The organism is Kutzneria chonburiensis, assembly GCF_028622115.1.
Lineage (GTDB): Bacteria > Actinomycetota > Actinomycetes > Mycobacteriales > Pseudonocardiaceae > Kutzneria > Kutzneria chonburiensis.
Window position 1 is genome coordinate 2,760,272 of sequence record NZ_CP097263.1, and the last position, 17,110, is coordinate 2,777,381.

The 17,110-nt window shown below is 70.2% G+C and carries 13 protein-coding genes; 6 read left to right on the forward strand and 7 right to left on the reverse strand.

From position 1 onward, the window contains the following. Genes M3Q35_RS12715 through M3Q35_RS12725 form a run of 3 tightly spaced genes read left to right on the forward strand, consistent with a single transcriptional unit; the run spans position 1 to position 3,768 of the window. Complete coding sequence (locus M3Q35_RS12715; RefSeq protein WP_273941923.1) at positions 1-1,197, forward strand: acyl-CoA dehydrogenase family protein; 1,197 nt, start codon at positions 1-3, stop codon at positions 1,195-1,197. Positions 1,198-1,210: 13 nt separating this feature from the next. Continuing rightward, positions 1,211-2,467 (forward strand): ATP-grasp domain-containing protein, encoded by a 1,257-nt coding sequence (locus tag M3Q35_RS12720; RefSeq protein WP_273941924.1) that lies wholly within the window; start codon positions 1,211-1,213, stop codon positions 2,465-2,467. After that, positions 2,467-3,768 carry an FAD-dependent oxidoreductase gene (locus M3Q35_RS12725; protein WP_273941925.1) on the forward strand — a complete coding sequence of 434 codons (1,302 nt, stop codon included), beginning with the start codon at positions 2,467-2,469 and terminating at the stop codon, positions 3,766-3,768. Before M3Q35_RS12720 ends, M3Q35_RS12725 begins: the two co-directional genes overlap by 1 nt. An 86-nt stretch (positions 3,769-3,854) precedes the next feature. Here M3Q35_RS12725 and M3Q35_RS12730 read toward each other — a convergent pair whose 3' ends face one another. Beyond that, on the reverse strand, positions 3,855-4,403 hold the full coding sequence (locus M3Q35_RS12730; protein ID WP_273941926.1) for a TetR/AcrR family transcriptional regulator: 549 nt from the start codon (positions 4,401-4,403) through the stop codon (positions 3,855-3,857). A 125-nt stretch (positions 4,404-4,528) separates the two neighbouring features. Between M3Q35_RS12730 and M3Q35_RS12735 the strand changes: the two genes are divergently transcribed. The 3 genes from M3Q35_RS12735 to M3Q35_RS12740 all read left to right on the forward strand — a co-directional run bounded on the left by M3Q35_RS12735 (position 4,529) and on the right by M3Q35_RS12740 (position 7,721). Then, on the forward strand, positions 4,529-5,212 hold the full coding sequence (locus M3Q35_RS12735) for an alpha/beta hydrolase (protein ID WP_273941927.1): 684 nt from the start codon (positions 4,529-4,531) through the stop codon (positions 5,210-5,212). A 230-nt stretch (positions 5,213-5,442) separates the two neighbouring features. Then, positions 5,443-5,946 carry a hypothetical protein gene (locus tag M3Q35_RS48840; protein ID WP_420704759.1) on the forward strand — a complete coding sequence of 168 codons (504 nt, stop codon included), beginning with the start codon at positions 5,443-5,445 and terminating at the stop codon, positions 5,944-5,946. Further along, on the forward strand, positions 5,943-7,721 hold the full coding sequence (locus M3Q35_RS12740) for a M4 family metallopeptidase (protein ID WP_420704760.1): 1,779 nt from the start codon (positions 5,943-5,945) through the stop codon (positions 7,719-7,721). Before M3Q35_RS48840 ends, M3Q35_RS12740 begins: the two co-directional genes overlap by 4 nt. Positions 7,722-7,786: 65 nt before the next feature. On the opposite strand, the gene M3Q35_RS12745 is transcribed toward M3Q35_RS12740, so the two are convergent. From M3Q35_RS12745 to M3Q35_RS12770, 6 genes are all read right to left on the reverse strand, one after another. Continuing rightward, entirely contained in the window at positions 7,787-10,993 is a 3,207-nt protein-coding gene (locus M3Q35_RS12745; RefSeq protein ID WP_273941928.1) for a serine hydrolase, read from the reverse strand. Continuing rightward, the gene (locus tag M3Q35_RS12750) at positions 10,990-12,564 is read right to left on the reverse strand and encodes a PucR family transcriptional regulator (RefSeq protein ID WP_273941929.1); all 1,575 of its coding nucleotides are present in this window, start codon (positions 12,562-12,564) and stop codon (positions 10,990-10,992) included. Before M3Q35_RS12750 ends, M3Q35_RS12745 begins: the two co-directional genes overlap by 4 nt. Positions 12,565-12,617: 53 nt before the next feature. Further along, complete coding sequence (gene menC / locus M3Q35_RS12755) at positions 12,618-13,739, reverse strand: o-succinylbenzoate synthase (protein WP_273941930.1); 1,122 nt, start codon at positions 13,737-13,739, stop codon at positions 12,618-12,620. Further along, positions 13,736-14,479, reverse strand: a complete 744-nt coding sequence (locus M3Q35_RS12760; RefSeq protein ID WP_379794657.1) for a GNAT family N-acetyltransferase — start codon at positions 14,477-14,479, stop codon at positions 13,736-13,738. The genes menC and M3Q35_RS12760 overlap by 4 nt, the downstream gene beginning before the upstream one ends. A gap of 61 nt (positions 14,480-14,540) precedes the next feature. Continuing rightward, a complete protein-coding gene (locus M3Q35_RS12765; protein WP_273941932.1) occupies positions 14,541-15,629 on the reverse strand; it encodes a M20 family metallopeptidase in 1,089 nt (362 codons plus the stop codon). Continuing rightward, positions 15,626-17,101, reverse strand: a complete 1,476-nt coding sequence (locus tag M3Q35_RS12770; RefSeq protein WP_273941933.1) for an amidohydrolase family protein — start codon at positions 17,099-17,101, stop codon at positions 15,626-15,628. The genes M3Q35_RS12765 and M3Q35_RS12770 overlap by 4 nt, the downstream gene beginning before the upstream one ends. Positions 17,102-17,110: the final 9 nt, after the last annotated feature.

Sequence of the window (17,110 nt, forward strand, 5' to 3'; positions counted from 1 at the left end):
ATGACCATCGCATCCGAGGCGACGCTGACCGCCGCGGAGATACTGGCCCGGGCCAAGGCGCTGGCCCCGGAGCTGCGCGAACGGGCGGCGGAGATCGAGCGGACCCGGCACCTGCCCGAGGACCTCGTGGAGAAGCTGCGGGACACAGGGATCTACCAGGCCGGGTTCACCAACGCCTGGGGCGGGCCCGACCTGACCTCGTTGGAAGAGCTGGAGATCGTCGAGGCGCTGGCCTACGGGGACGCTTCGGCGGCCTGGACGGCCGAGGTCTGCGCGCACACCGGCCACTTCGCCCGCTACCTGGACGACGCGGTGGCCAAGGAGATGTTCCCCAGCCTGGACATGATCACCGCCGGCGCGCTGTTCCCGGTCGGCCGGGCCGAGCGGGTGCCCGGCGGCTACCGGCTGACCGGACGCTGGACCTTCGGCAGCGGCGTCACCACTTGTGACTGGGTGATCTCCGGGGCGTTCATCTACCGCGACGGGCAGCCCGATCCGAGCCCGGACGGCAAGGATCCGCACGACTCGCGGCTGTTCATGGTGCGGCGTGAGGACGTCAGCCTGATCGACAACTGGGAGACCACCGGCCTGTCCGGCACCGGCAGCTGCGACTACACGATCACCGACGTGTTCGTGCCGCAGGAGCACACGCTGGTGTTCAGCGAGCTGCGCGACCACTCCAGCCCTCGAACGGAACCCGAGACGTTCATGCGCTGTCTGCCCGGCGTGCCGCTGGGGGTCGCCCGGGCCGCACTGGACCACGTCCGCGAGCTGGCCGAGACCCGGCGCTATCCCAACGGGGACCGCTGGGCCGACAACCGCCGGGTGCAGACGATCATCGCCGAGTGCGAGGCCGACTACAATGCCACCAGGTACGGGGTTCGTGGCGCGCTGGCCCGGCTGGAGGAAGTCCTGGGCAGCGGCGGCACACTGGACGACCTCACCCGTACCGAGCGGGCGGCGCTGCCGCTGTCCCGGCTGCACTCGTTCCGGACCGCGCGCTCGATCGTGACCCGGATCTACGACCTGCTCCAGACCGCCTCGATCCACCGCTCGTCGCCGATGGACCGCTGGCTGCGGGACACCACGACGATGTGCCAGCACCTGTTCGCGCAGGAGCGGATCCTCCAGTCCGGCGGCGCCCACCTGCTGGGCGGCACCCCCGAATTCGGCCTGTGCCTCGGCATCGCGAAGTAGAGGAGCGCTGAACGTGTCCGAACGACCGATCATCCTGGTGGGCTTCGTGGCCGCGCTGGGCAAACTGGCCGAGTTCCTGCCCGAGCAGTCGCTGATCATCGTCGAGGAGCCCGATGTCGTGCGCAAGCGCGACGTCCGCAAGCACATCGCCGAGTCGAAGCTGGTGCGGGAGCTCATCGAGTGGGAGTACCAGCTGCCCGGTGCGGCCGACACGCTGCTGGTCGGACGGCCCGACATCGCCGCGTCGGCGGTGGTGCCGCTGGTCGAGTACGCGACGCCGTTCGCCGCCCGGCTGGCCGAGCGGCTCGGCACGCCGGGGGCCGGTCTCGGCGCGGCCGAGCTGCTGCGGGACAAGTCCTTGCTGCGCAAGGTGACCCGGGCCGCCGGTGTGCCGAATCCCTTGTCCACCGAGGCCGGCTCGCCGGCGGAGGTCACCGCGTTCATCGAGGAGCACGGCGCTCCGGTGATCTTGAAGCCGGCCAACCGGCAGGGCGCGGTCGGCACGCAGGTCCTGCACGACGCCTCGGAGGTCGAGGCGGCGTGGGCGTCGTGTCTACAGCAGGACGAGGGCATCTTCGTGCCGGATCGCGAACGGGCCGTGCGCATGCTGGTCGAGGAGTACGTGGCCGGCCACGAGTACAGCGTGGAGATGGTCGTCCGGGACGGCCAGTCGCTGTTCGCCAACGTGACGGACAAGGTCCTCTACCCCGGGGACCGGCCGATCGAGCTCGGGCACGTGCTGCCGGCCGATATCTCGTTGGCCTTGAGGGACAAGCTGGTCGCGAGCACGCTGGCCGTGCTGCGGGCCGTCGCGTTCGGCTCCGGGGTCGTGCACTGCGAGTGGATCGTGCGCGACGACGACACGCCGTATCTCGTGGAGTGCGCCGGCCGCTTCCCGGGCGACGGCATCATCGAAATGATCGAACGGGCCTACGAGGACCCGATCGGCGAGCGCTACTTCTCGGTGATGCGCGGCCTCGAGCCGCCGGAGATGCCAACCGTGGCACCGCAAGCCGCCGCGGTGCGGTTCATGCAGGTGCCGCCGGGCGAGATCATCAGCATCGACGGCCTCGACGCCGCCAGGGAACTGCCCGGCGTGGTCAGCTTCGGCATGGGGCCGGGTGTCGGCGATCCCGTACGGGAGCTGCGCAGCTCGTGGGACCGGATCGGCTCGGTGATGGTGCTCGCGCCGACCGCCGCCGAGGCGGTCGAGCTGGCGGAGAAGGCCGTCGACCAGGTGCACGTCGTCGTCAAGACCAAGGAGCAGTAGTGGAATTCGTGGTGGTCGGGGCGGGCATGGCCGGGGCGTTCCTGGCGCTCGCCCTCGGCCGGCAGGGCCACACGGTGACCGTGTACGAGCGGCGGCCCGATCCCCGGGTCAACGCCGTGCACACCACCTCGATGAACCTCGGGCTGTCCGAACGTGGGCTGAAAGCCTTGGAGCGCCTGGGGTTGCGGCAGGAGATCACCCGGCACGTGTCGCCGATGCGCGGCCGCCTGGTGCACAACCAGGACAAGTCGCTGCGCTTCTCCACGTACGGCGACGGCGGCATCCTGGCCATCCAGCGCCATGATCTCGGCGTGCAGCTCATCGAGGCCGCCACCCGGTCGGCCAACGTGCGGTTCGTGTTCGACACCCGGTGCGTCGGCATCGACAAGGACCTGCCGGCCGCCGACTTCGTCTCCGAGTCGGGTAACGCCTTCACCGTTACTCCGGATGTCATCGTCGGGGCCGACGGGGCGTTCTCGGTGGTGCGCAAGCACATGCAGCGGGACGAGCGGGCCGACTTCCACCAGGAGTTCCTCGACTGGGGCTGGCGGGAGCTGCACATCCCGGCCGCGGCCGACGGCAGTCACCGGATGGCCGACGACGTCTTCCACCTGTGGCCGCGGGGCGAGACCATGATGTTCGCCCACCCCAACCTCGACGGTTCCTTCACCTGTTCCTGCGTGCTGCCGTTCGAGGGGCCGCGCAGCTTCGACGCGCTCCGCACCTCGGACGACGTCGAGTCGCTGTTCCGGGAGCTCTTCCCGGACGTGCTGGACCTGGTGCCCGATGTCGGCAAGGTCTTCCTCGACCAGCCGACGTTCAAGCTGGTCACCACGCGGACCTCGCCCTGGCACCACGACGGCAAGGTCGTGCTCATCGGCGACGCCTGCCATGCCGTGTACCCGTTCCTGGCCCAGGGCATGAACGCCGCCTTCGAGGACGGTCTCGAGCTGGCCGACTCCTTCGCCGCGCGGCCGGATTCGCCTCGGGCCGCCGTCGAGCGGTTCTACCAGCGCCGCAAGCCGCACACCGACGCGCTGGCCGAGATGTCCCGGCAGAACTTCGCCGAGCTCCGCGACACCGTGCGCTCCCCCGGCGTGCGGCTGGAGAAGGCGTGCGACGTCGTGCTGGAGAAGGTGTTGCGGCACCGGTGGATGCCGCTGCACGCCATGATCACCAACACCACCATGCCGTACGCCGACGCCCGGGCGAAGGCCCACCGCCAGCGTCGCATCTTGCAGGGCGCGGCGGCCGCCATCGGCGCGGTGGCACTCGGGGGTCTCATTCGACGGTTTCGCTGACCTCCGGCCGCCCCGGGCGCACGCCCGGGGCGGCCTTCAGCGGAGCAATCCTCACCTCTTCAAGGTCACGACGATCGCGGGTTGACTTACGGGGCGATCACCGCTCCGACGGTGTGCAGCAACGTCTCCCGCACGGTCGCGGGATCGTCCAGTTCGGCCGCGGACATCGCGCCGTCGCGCAGCAGCACCAGCGTGGCGGCGGCCTGATCCGGCGCGGGGTGTCCGGTTTCCGTCAGCAGGGAACGAAAAGTCTCGCGCAGCCAGGCCCGGTGCGCGGCGATCAGCCGCCGCGGCGGGCTGTCCCGGTCGGCGTGCTCGGCGGCGGCGTTGAGGAAGTTGCAGCCGCGGAAGTCCTCGCCGGTGGCGAACTCGCCGTAGAACTCGAAGATCCCGAACAGCGCCTCGGCTGGCGGCCGCTCGGCGATGATCACCGCGACCGCCTCCCGGATGAGCCGGTCGACCGAGTCCAGATAGGCCAGCACCAGGTCGTCCTTGCCGGCGAAGTGGCGGTAGCAGGTGGACCGGGTGACGCCGGCCTCGGCGACCAGGCGGTCCATGCCGACCGCCCGGATCCCTTCGGCGTAGAACAGCCGGGCCGCGGTGCGCAGCAGCCGGTCGCGTGGGGCCTCGCTCATGGGAATCAGCCTACAGAACGACCGTTCTTTCTGCTCAACCCTTGACGGCGCACATCACCCACCCCTACCGTGCGTCACCAGCAGAACGAACGTTCTTTCTCTCGCTGATCCCGGAGGACCAGAAGATGAACCCCACCGCGGTGCTGGTGCACGGCGCCTTCACCGACACGAGCAGCTGGGCCGGCGTGATCCGGCGGCTGCGCGCCGCCGACGTGCCCGCGCAGGCCGTCGCCACTCCCCTGCGCGGCCTGGCCACCGACGCCGCCTTCGTCGCCGCGACGGTCGCCGCCATCCCCGGCCCGGTCGTATTGGTCGGCAATTCCTACGCCGGCGCGGTGATCGGCGCCGCCGCCCCGACAACGTCAAATGTCAAAGCCCTGGTGCACATCGCCGCATTCGTGCCCGACGAAGGCGAAAGCGTCTTGGAGATGGCCGCACAGTTCCCTGATTCCGAGCTCGGCCCGCACCTGCGCCCGGTCGGCGAGGACTTCTATCTCAGCCCGGAGGGTTTCCGGCACGTGCTCGCCGCCGACCTGCCCGAGGACGTGACCGACGTGCTCGCGGTGAGCCAGCGGCCGATCGCCGCCGCCGCGCTCGGCGAGAAGTCCGGGCCGGTCGGCTGGAAGACGCTGCCGTCATGGCACGCCGTGGCAAGCGCCGACCGGGCGATACATCCGACCGTCCAACGTTTCGGCGCGCAGCGGGCCGGCTCGACCGTTGTCGAGATCGACGGCTCGCACCTGCTCGCGTTGTCGCGGGCCGACACCGTGACCGAGCTGATCCTCGACGCGGTAGCCAAGTCGGCCTAGAAAAGGGTTTTGTTCTACACAGTAATAAACTGAGAGTCACATCGCCTGAGCGGCCGATACCCGTACGTCGCAATAAGGCCGTTCAGGCGATTCATGCAAAGTTCACTACCTTCGTCGGTTGCTCCCGCTTGCCCGAGCCCTGATCCTGGTCCGCGGTCGACACCTTCCACCTCTGCGAAAGCGGTCCGCGACCCGGACCGCGACAGCCCCTGCTCGGAGGAGAACTGCCGATGTTCCTGAGACGTTCCACCGTTGTCGTCGCGGCCGGCCTGCTGGTCGCCGCGGTCACCACCAGCACAGCCGCCCAGGCGCAGCCGACCACGGCGCCGATGGCGAACCCGCTCACCGCCGACGCGATGGCCGTCAACGCGGCCCAGAGTCTCGTCGCCTCCCGGCCCGCCGCGCTGCACGCCAGCGCCGACGACGCCTTCGTCCAGCAGAGCACCATCTCCTCGACCAACGGGCTGAAGTACGTGCCCTACCAGCGCACGTACAAGGGCCTGCCGGTGGTCGGCGGCGACTTCGTGGTCGCCACCAACTCCACCGGCCAGGTCGTGGCCACCACGGTGGCCCAGGACTCGACCATCAACCTCGCCTCGACCTCGCCGAAGCTGACCGCCAAGCAGGCCGAGAGCATCGCCCGCGGCGAGATGTCCAAGGTGGACAGTGTCGGCGCCGCGCAACTCGTGACCTTCGCGCTGGGCACCCTGCCCTTGCGTGGCAGAGCACGGTGACCGGCACCCGTGACGGCGAGGCCAGCAAGCTGGACGTCGTCGTCGACGCAGCCAGCGGCAAGGTGCTGCACACCCAGGAGCACGTGCTGCACGGCGACGGAACGGCCGCCTGGAACGGCCCGAACCCGATCCACCTGGACACCACCCACTCCGGCAGCAACTTCTCGCTCAAGGACCCGGTGCTGACCAACGTCAGCTGCCAGGACGCGGCCAACAACACCACCTTCACCAAGACCTCGGACACCTGGGGCAACGGCAACGCGACCAGCCGTGAGACCGGCTGTGTCGACGCGCTGTTCGCCGCGCAGACCGAGAACAAGATGCTGTCCCAGTGGCTGGGCCGCAACAGCTTCGACGGCGCCGGCGGCGGCTGGCCGATCCGCGTCGGCCTGGCCGACGAGAACGCCTTCTACGACGGCAGCCAGGTCCAGATCGGCCACAACTCGAACAACCAGTGGATCGGCTCGATCGACGTGGTGGCCCACGAGCACGGCCACGGCATCGACGACCACACCCCGGGTGGCATCTCCGGCAACGGCACCCAGGAGTTCGTGGCCGACGTGTTCGGCGCGTCCACCGAGTGGTTCGCCAACGAGCCCTCGCCCTACGACGTGCCCGACTTCCTGGTCGGCGAGCAGATCAACCTGGTCGGCACCGGCCCGATCCGCAACATGTACAACCCGTCGGCGCTCGGCGACAAGAACTGCTACGACAGCTCCATCCCGAGCACCGAGGTGCACGCGGCCGCCGGCCCCGGCAACCACTGGTTCTACCTGCTGGCCGAGGGCACGAACCCGACCAACGGCCAGCCGACCAGCACCACGTGCAACAGCTCCACGGTCACCGGCCTCGGCGTGCAGAACGCGGTGAAGATCTTCTACAACGCGATGCTGCTCAAGACGACCGGCAGCTCCTACCTGAAGTACCGGACCTGGACGCTGACCGCGGCCAAGAACCTGTTCCCGGGTAGCTGCACCGAGTTCAACACCGTCAAGGCGGCGTGGGACGCGATCTCCGTGCCGGCGCAGTCGGGCGACCCGACGTGCAGCGCCACCGGCCAGGTCACCGTGTCCAACCCGGGCAACCAGTCCACCACGACCGGTGCCGCGGTCAACCTCCCGCTGTCGGCCAGTGGCGGCAACGCGCCGTACACCTGGTCCGCCACGGGCCTGCCGGCCGGCCTGAGCATCAACGCCTCCACGGGCGTCATCTCCGGCACCGCGACCACCGCCGGCAACAGCAACGTCACGGTGACCGCCACGGACAGCGCCAGCCACAGCGGCTCGGCCTCGTTCTCGTGGACGGTCGGCACCACCGGCGGGTGCAGCGGGCAGAAGCTCGGCAACCCCGGCTTCGAGTCCGGCGCCACGGTCTGGGCCTCGACGGCCGGCGTGATCGGGCAGAACGCGCCGTCCCAGCCCACCCACGGTGGCACCTGGAACGCGTGGATGGACGGCTACGGCACCACCCACACCGACACGCTGTCCCAGTCGGTGGCCATCCCGGCCGGCTGCAAGGCCACGCTGACGTTCTGGCTGCACATCGACTCGGCCGAGACCACCACGACGACCCAGTTCGACAAGCTCACCGTCACCGGCGGCACGACCACGCTGGCGACCTACTCCAACCTCAACAAGGCCAGCGGCTACGTCCTGAAGACGATCGACGTCTCGTCGTTCGCCGGCTCGACCCTCGCGCTGAAGTTCAGCGCGTCGGAGGACAGCTCGCTGCAGACCTCGTTCGTCGTCGACGACACGGCGGTCACGCTGAGCTAGTGTGAATGCGCGCGGTACTGGGCGGGGAGGACGGCAGGTGACGTCCTCCCCGCCCACTGCGTTGCTCAGTCCACCTTCGGATAGGTCCGCACGCTGATCTGCATGTACGGCTCACCGGTCGGCAGGCTGAAGAACACGATCGGCGTCCACCACTGCCTGCCGTCGGAACGGGCGACGAACAGGGTGTCGGTGACCGGGATCAGGTCGTGCTCGGTGACCGGCTCGGGCATGATCTCAGCCATGGTCCCGGTGACGGTGTTGCGGATCCGCGGGCCGTGGTCGCCGGCGAAGATCTCGATGCGGCTGCCGGCCCGTTCGTACGTCCCGAAGTACGGGCCGGCATCGACATCGACGGGCACGGCCGGCGGTTCGACGACCGGCGGCAGGGAAATGCCGGCGATTTCGGCGAAAAGCTCCCGGAACAGCTCCTGGTAGAGGTCCATGGCGTTGTCGCCGTTGGTGAGCAGCGTGACGGCCAGGCCGAGTTCGGGCACGATCCGCAGGTAGGCGGACTGTCCGCGGGTGCCGCCGTCGTGCCCGACGGCGAGGTGGCCGTCCCAGTCGAAGCGCATCCAGCCCAGGCCCCACGAGTCGCCGAAAACGTACTTGTTGGGCAGCTCGGCGTGCCGCTCGGTCATGACGGCAGCCGAGGACTCGCTGAGCAGGGGCTCGCCGTTCGGCGCGAGGCCGCCGGTCAGGTGCAGCTTGGCGAAGGCCAGCACATCGGCCGCGGAGGCGGTGATCAAGCCGGCCGGGCCGAGCGATCGCGGCAGCAGGAAAGTGTCCACCGGCTGGGGTTCCTGGCCGGCCGGGGCCTCGTGCCCGATGGCCGCGCTGAGCAGGATCGCCTCCTCGGGCAGGGTGACGGTGCGCTTCAACCCGAGCCGGTCGATCAGTCGTTCCCTGAGCGCGCCATCCCAGGTCTTCCCGGTGAGCTCCTCGATCATCCGGCCGGCGAGCACGAAACCCGAGTTGCAGTACGACAAAGTCGCGCCGAGCGGGTGCACCTGCGCGGCTTCGTCGAGCCGGTCGACGTATTTCGCCACGCAGTCGTCGCCACGGCCGGTGTCGGTGAACACGTCGCCGTCGATGCCGCTGGTGTGGGTCAACAGATGCCGCAGCGTCACCTGCTTGCCAACGTCCGAATCGGACAGTCGAAGCTCCGGCAGCACGTCGACGACCGGAGCGTCCAGGTCGAGCCGGCCCTCGTCGACGAGCTGCATGGCCAGCGTGGCGGTCCAGGTTTTGGTGATGGAGCCGATCTGGAACACCGAGTCGTCCGTGACCGGCACGCCGGTGGCCTTGCTCAACACGCCGGCGCTGACCGTCACGACCTCGTCACCGCGCAGAATGCCCAGTGCCGCACCGGGAATGCTGTGTTTGACGGCCAGCTCGGCCAGTCGCCGCCGCCAGTGGTCGGCGCGGATCGGGGCCCGCTGCTCCAGCCAGTCGACGACCCGCCGGTTGTAGTCGATGTGGTGGGACGGCTTGCCGATGAACACGGATCCGTGCGATGCGCCCGGATAGAGCACCATTTGTGTTGGCACGCCACGGGTCCGCAGCGCCGAGAACCATTGCTCGGCCTGTCCGACCGGGCAGCGCTCGTCGGCCGTGCCGTGCAGGATCAGCGTGGGCGTACGGACATTGTCGACGTAGGTCAGCGGCGAGGATTCCACGCCGGCCCGTTCGAGCGCGGTCAGCCAGTGCCCGGAATCGGAGGTGCCGGCCATGCTGATCGTGTCGGCCACGACCCCGCCGGCGACGGCCACCGCGAAGCGGTTGTCACGGCTGGTCAGATAGCATGTCATGTAGCCGCCGTAGCTGTAGCCGGTGACGGCCAGCCGGTCGGGGTCGGCGATGCCTTCGGAGACCAGTTGGTCCAGCGGCTCAAGGAAATCCTTGCCGTCAGCCGTTCCCCAGGCGCCGAGGGCCGCGGTCACGAACTCCTCGCCGTAGCCATCGCTGCCACGCACGTTGAGCAGCAGCACAGCCCAGCCGCGCGCGGCCAGCACCTGCTGATATCCGCGGATGTAGTCGGCCGCGCCGGTCCAGGCGTTGTGTGGGCCGCCGTGGATGTCCAGCAACAGTGGCAGCGGGCCTTTCCGCGACGGGTCGCGCAGCAGCATACCGTGCACGACCGTGCCGTCGGAAATGGTGAATTCCCGGTGCTCGTGGGCAAAGAACTCGATGTCGTTGGCGCCGTGGGCGGTCAGCTTGTCGACGTCGCCGCTCTCGAGGTCGACCACCACGACCTCGCCGTACGACGTCGGCGTGGTCAGCACGACGGCGGCTTTGCCGCCGACCGCGTTCATCTCGAACACCACGGTTCCGGCGCTGCCCAGGATCTTTCGGATCTCGCCGTCTCGTAGGGCGTACAGATGGGTGCAGCCGCGGTCCCGGGCGGTGAAGTACACGGTGTCGCCGATGGACTGCGGCAGCCCACCCGGATAGCCGGGCTCACCGGTCAACACGGTGCGGTCCAAGGGTTCCGTGAGGTCGACGGTCTCGCCGTCCAGCGAAACGCGGAGCAGCCGCGCAGTGCCGATCTCGGTGTTCGTCCGACCGACGACCAGCAGCGCGGTGCCGTCGGCGGTCCAGCCGACGGTCGAGCAGGAGCCCTCGGCCGTGCCGACCAGCCGGGGTTCGCCGCCGATCTTGACAACGTAGGCGGCGGAACGGAAATTCAGGTCCAAGTTGTCGTCACGGGCGGCAGCGAAGGCCAGCTGCGTGCCGTCGGGCGACCAGGCCGGGGCACTGGCATGCCAGTCGCCGAAGGTGACCTGGCGGACGTCGCCGGATTCGACGTCCAGCACGTGCACGTGCCGGCGCTTCTCCCCGAAAAGGCCGATACCGTCGAACTTGTAGTCCAGGCGGTTCACCACGATCGGCGCGGTCGACTCCGCCGGGCCCACGACGGCGGTGAACGCGATCTTCGTGCCGTCCGGGCTCCACCTCGGTGCGCCCGCGCCCAGCGGCAACGTCGTCAGCTGCCGGGGCTCGCCGGTCTCCAGCAGCCACACCTGGTCGTCGCGCAGGAAGGCGATCTTCGTGCCGTCCGGCGACCACGCGGGCGAGGAGTCCTTGGGGCCCTGGGTGATCCGCCGTGGCTCGCCGCCGCTGGTGTCGACCTCCCACAGCTGCCGGACGAGCTGGTCCTCCTCACGGTCGGTGGTGCGCAGCACGTACACGATCCTGCTGCCGTCCGGCGACAGCACCGACTGCGCCGGGATCGTCACGTCGTACAGGTCGTCGATCTGCGAACGTCGCGTCATTCCACGCCTTCCCCTAGGTGTGTCAAACGAAGCTGGAGCATGGCCGCGAACCGCTGCCCGCTGTCGTCGAGGTCGATCTCGCCGACCTCGGTGACCCGCTTGAGCCGGTAGCGGAAGGTGTTGACGTGCACGTAGGCCGCGGCGGCCGCGGCGGTGACGTCGCCGAACGCGTCCAGCCAGCAGCGCAGCGTCCGAACCAGTTCGGCATTGTGACGGGCGTCGTAGGCCTGCAATCGGGCGATCGGCCCGGCGACGGTGTCGCCGCGCGCGGCCATGAGGTCGTTGAGCTCCAACAACAACGCATCGATGTGCACATCGTCCACAGTGGCCACTCGACGACAGCCGCCCTCGGTCAGCAGGACCCGCAGCGCACGATCGGCCCCGTCGCGAGAACGCCGGAGCCCGAACGCATCCAGCGCCGGCGGCCCGATGCCGATCACCGCGGCGACCCGTTCGCCCATGCGGGCCAGGAATCCCTCCGCGAGGCGGATCGATCGCTCCCGAGAGTTCTCCTCTACGGGCACGATGGCGTACGCCACCTCACCCAGCAGCGCGACCGCCGATCTTGGCTGGACTGCCGCCAGGTGCACTGCCAGTGCGTCGGCGAACCGCTGGCCGTCCGCGGTCCGGCCGGCATCGTCGTCCTCGCCGGACACGAGTCCCATGGCCAGCACCACCGCGGGCCGGCCGAGCAAACCCAGTCGTACCACCGCTTCCGGCGCGGCGGCCCCGCCCTCCAGCGCGGTGCTGACGAGATCGGTGCGCAGCCGGCGTTCGACGTCCGCCCCGGCGCGCAGCCGCAGCAGGTGCAGCGCAACGACTTTCGTCGCATCGACCAGGGCCCGCGTGCGCTCCTCGCTCAGCGGCTCACGCACGGCCGCCCAGATCGAGCCCAAGACCTCGGTGCCCGCCCGGACGGCAACGGCCACCCGCGGCAGACCCGCCGCGGCCTCCTGAGCAGCAAGATCGATGTAGACGGGCTCACGCTCGCGGTGCAGCCGGTCGAACACGCCGTTGCGCTTCAACGCCAGAGTGAAACGAGCCGGCACCTGACGGCCGAGGATGGTCTCCACCCGGGACTCGTCGGCCTCGTCCTGCCGGCCCGAGAAGGCCAGCACGCGCGAGGCGGGGTCCTCGATCGTCACCGGCGCGTCCAGCAGCGCCGCGATCGCGTTGGCCACGGCGAACAGGTCCTCGGCCGGCTCCGGCGCGCCGATCTCGCCCTCGGCCAGCAGCGTCCGGAGCAGCGCGGCGAGCTGCGCCCAGGACGCGCCGTCAGCCAGCCCCAGCAGCGCGACCCCGGACTCCTCGGCGGCCCGCCGGACCGCCGGCGTCGCCTCGACCGGCCCCCTGATCACCAGGGCCTGGACACCGCGGCGACCGTGCGCGACCAGCAGTTCGGCGACGTCCTGGACACCGACGCCGAGCACGATCGCCTGCTCGGGAAAGTCCGAGCTGTCCTGCGGGTCGTGGATGACCACGCCGCCGAGCTGCTGCCGCCGCACCCCGGCGATCGGCTCCAGCAGCACGTCACCCAGGTCGTCGAGCACGCGCGCGATGCTGGTCGGCATCGTCCGACCGTAACCCTCCGGTCCGCCGGCCCGTTAGTGCCGATCGACGGGATTCACCCGGCAAATTCGTCGGCTCGGACGAACTCACGGGCCGTCGTGACCTCGGCCAACCGCTCCGGGATCGGCGTCACGCCGATGCCGGGCCCGGCCGGCACCGGCAACTGGCCGTTGACCAGCACAAACGGCTCGGTGATGTCGGTGCGGTAGTAGCGGCTGGAGCCCGAGGTGTCGCCGGGCAGGGTGAAGCCCGGTAGCGCTGCCAGCGCCACGTTGGCCGCCCGCCCGATGCCGGTCTCGAGCATGCCGCCGCACCACACCGGAACACCGTTCGCCTCGCAGACGTCGTGGATACGCCGAGCCTCCAGGTAGCCGCCGACCCGCGACGGCTTGATGTTGACGATCCGGCACGCGCCGACCTTGATCGCCGCCGCGGCCGACTGCGCGGAGACGATGGACTCGTCCAGGCAGATCGGGGTCCGGATGTGCCGGGCCAGCTCGGCGTGTCCGAGCACGTCCTCCTCGTCCAGCGGCTGCTCGATCAGCAGCAGGTTGAACGGGTCGAGCTGGGCCAGCCGCTGGGTGTCGGCCAGGGTGTAGGCGGTGTTGGCGTCGACCTGGAGCAGCACGTCGTCGTCGAAGCGCTCCCGCACCGCGCGGACCGGCTCGACGTCCCAGCCGGGCTCGATCTTGAGCTTGATCCGGACGTAGCCCTCGTCGAGGTAGCCGGCGACCGCGTCGAGCAGCTGCGGCACGGAATCCATGATGCCGACCGACACCCCGCAGTCCACAGAGTCCTTTGTGGACCCGAGCGCGACCGAAAGGGGCATGTCGTGCGCGCGGAGTTCCGCGTCGAGGACGGCGGTTTCCAGGGCGGCCTTGGCCATCCGGTGGCCCTTGAACTTCGCCAGCAGCGGCGCGACCTGATGCGCGGAGATGTCGCCCGCGCGCAGCAAAGTCGGGACGAGGTAGGTCCGCAGCACGTCCGCCACGCCGTTGACATATTCGGAGGAGTAGACCGGGTCGAGCAGCGCGCCGCATTCGCCCCAGCCCTCGGCCGTCGGCGTGATCACGCGCAGCACGAGGATCTCCCGTGCTTCCTGCGTGCCGAAGGACGTGCGGAACGGCGACACCAGCGGCATCCGCAGCCGCAGCAGCTCAACGCCACTGATCTTCACTGTTGCTCCCTCACGATCACGTACGCGCCTTGTTCAAAGCCGACCACCTCGGCGCCGTCGTCCAGCAGGCCGCCCAGAATCTGGCGGGACGCGGACCGCCAGGACCGGGCCAGTGCCGGGTCCGTCCGACGCAGCGCCTCGATGTCGGGCGGGGTCGCGATGAGCAAAACCGGCCCGTCGGCCTTGCCCTCCAAAGGTTCCCCATCGTCCCCTATGGACAGTGCCGGCACACCCGGGCCAGGTTCAGTCCACTGGGGACCACCCACGAGATCCCAGTGCACCATCAACCGGTCCGACTTGTCGGCCCCGTTGATGGCGTCGGGCATCGCGCCGTAGAAGTCGGGCAGGTAGCTCACCGGCCGAGCGCCGAGCTTGGCCAGGTTGAAGTGCGCGTTGCGGCGCACCAGCGGGTCGAACGTCCAGGAGATCGTCTTCAGCCCGTGGCGCAGCGCCCACTCCCGCTGGTGCTGCTTCAACGCGTACCCGATGCCCTGGCCGGCCCCGATCACGCCGGTGATGTGGCTGTGCAGGCCGTCGTGCCCGAGAAACCCGAAGCTCGCGCCTGTGAGCACGCCGTCCTCGCTCGCGGCGGCCACGTAGTTGCCGGTCACGGCCATGGCCCGCAGCAGTTCCGGCGCGACCGGCCGGTCCGCTCGTCCCCAGATCGACGCGAAGAGGTCGGCCACCGCCACCAGGTCGGCCACCTCGGTCACTTCACGGATCACCGTCACGGCGACCATCCTCGGCCGCCGGCCGGCGCGTGTGTTCGTCGTGCCGCACGAAAACGCGCCGGCCGATTCGTCAACGCGAACCTAGGACGGCCTTGAGCAGGGCGACGAGCAGCGCCGTCCGCTTCGGGATCTCCTCCACGATCACGTGCTCGTGGTCGGCATGCGCGCCGTCGCCGACCGCGCCGAGGCCGTCGAGCGTCGGAATGCCCACCCCGGCGGTGAAGTTGCCGTCCGAAGCGCCGCCGACGGCCGTCTCCGGCAGCTCGCCGAGCCCGAGCTCGGTGGCCAAGCCAGACGCCAGCCGGAACAGCTCGGCCGACGACGCCGTGTCCAGCGGCGGCCGGTTGATGCCGCCCTCGATGCGAACCTCAGCCCCGTCGAGCACGGGCGTCAGCCGCCGGATGGCCTCGTCCACCCGAACCTGCTCGTCCCGATCCCAGGCCCGGACGTCCACCGAGACCACGGCTTCCGCCGGCACGGTGTTCGACGTGGTGCCGGCGCTGAGCACCGTCGGCACGACCGTGGTGCCGCGGCCGGCATCGCCCAGCTTGGACACCGCGAGGATCTGGTGGGCGATCTCGATCCCCGCGTTGATCCCCTTCTCCGGCTCCAGCCCGGCGTGGGAAGCCTTGCCCGCCACCACGATCCGGTAGATCGACGTGCCCTTGCGGCGGGTCTTCAACGCCCCGCCCGGCCCGGACGCCTCCAGCACGAACGCCGCCGCGCAGCCCCGCGCCTCTTCCTCGATCAACGCGCGGGACCGCAGCGAGCCGAGCTCCTCGTCACCGGTGATCAGGATCGACACGCCGTCCCGGTCCTCCAGCGCCGCGACGGCGTGCAGGGCCATCACCAGGCCGGTCTTCATGTCGAAGCAGCCCGGCCCGCGCAACACCCCGTCCTTGATGGAGAACGGGTGCGTGGCAAGGGATCCATGCGGCCAGACCGTGTCGTGGTGGCCGAGCAGCAGCACCTTCGGCGTGTCGCCGAACCGCCAGCGCAGGTGCGTGCAGCCGTCGGTCACGATGCGCTCCGGCTCGGCGTCGAGCAGCCGCCGGCCGACCGCCGCCACCAGGTCGGCGCTGCGCGCCACCGCATCGTGATCCGACGACGGTGACTCGAACCGCACCAGTTCCTCGATGTCCGCCAGCAGATCCGTCATCGTGCCTCCCCACGCAGCGGCTGCCCCGGCAGCGCGTCCACTTGCAATTCCCCTTGCCGGACAACGGAAGTCCCGGCCACGAACAGGTGCCGCACGCCGACCGACGGCCGCAGCGGGTCGGTGTAGGTGGCGGCGTCGGTGATGCGCTCCGGGTCGAGCACGACGATGTCGGCGTCGGCCCCGACCCCGAGATGCCCCTTGGCCCTGGCCCCCGGCGCGCAGTCGTCCAGCAGCCGCGCCGGCAGGTAGGAGCAGCGCCGGAACGCCTCCAGCCAGGTCCAGGCCCCGCTCTCCCGGACCATCAGCCGTAGCGTCTTGGCGAACGTGCCCGACGCGCGCGGATGGGTCGACCCGCCCGGCGGCAGCGGCCACTCGGTGCTGTCGTAGCTGCCGTCCGGCCAGAACAGCGGCATCGCGTCGCTGGCCACGATCGAGTCCGGGAAGCCCAGCGTGCGGCGCAGCATCGCCTGGTCGGCCTCTTGGCTTTCGTCGAGGAACTCCATCAGGCAGGGCGCACTCGGGTTGTCCGCGCGCAGCTGGAGCAGCCGCTTCTCGTCCGCGACCCGCTCCCCCGTCTCGACCACGATGATGTTGGACGGGCGCAGGCCCCTCATCCGGAGGCGTTCCGGGGCGATGAACGCCGCACCGATCGCCGTGCTGCCCGCGCCGTAGGGATAGGCCTCGAGGGTGACGCGGGAGCCCAGTTTCCGCGCTCTCTCCATCGTGCCCAGCACACGGTCGACGTGACGGCCCGAGGTGCTGTTGACGTGGCAGTGGTGCATCGCCGCGCCGGTCTCCCCGGCCGCCCGGGCGATCTCCTCCGAGCCGTCGATCGGCGTCGCCGGATCAACCTCGGTCAGCTCGCGGACATGCGTGTACGTCGGCACGCCGGCTTTCGCCGCCAGCTCCGCCACCGCGAGGAATTCCGCCGGGTCGGACATCGGGGCGTACCCCAGCAGCACCCCGATGCCCAGCGCCCCGGCCGCGATCTCGTTCTCCAGCACCGACAACCACGCCGTCAGCTCCGCCGGCGACGACGACCGCCGCCACGCTTCGTTACCCAGCATCGCCAGGCTGCTGCTGACCCTCGCGTCCGTTTTCACCCCGAGCAGCACCTGCGCCCGCGCCCCGCTCCACGACGCCGAGAACCCGTAGTGCAGCGGCCGGCCCGCCTGCGCCGCCTCCGCGTATCCCCGCTCGATCGGGCTGACGCCGGCCTCCAGGTCCAGGGCCGTCGTCACCCCGTCCATCGCCTGCATGCGGTGGCCGGCGATGGAGTGCACGTGACTGTGCACGTCGACGAAGCCCGGTCCCACCACCAGCCCGGTCACGTCCACCACCGCCGCACCCGGTGGCGCGTCCAGCCCGGGGCCGACCGCCGCGATCTTGCCGTCGGTGATCAGCACGTCCGCCGGCCCGTCGAACCCGGCGCCCGGATCGATCACCCGGCCGCCCCGCAGCAGTGTGTCCATGCCTCGACC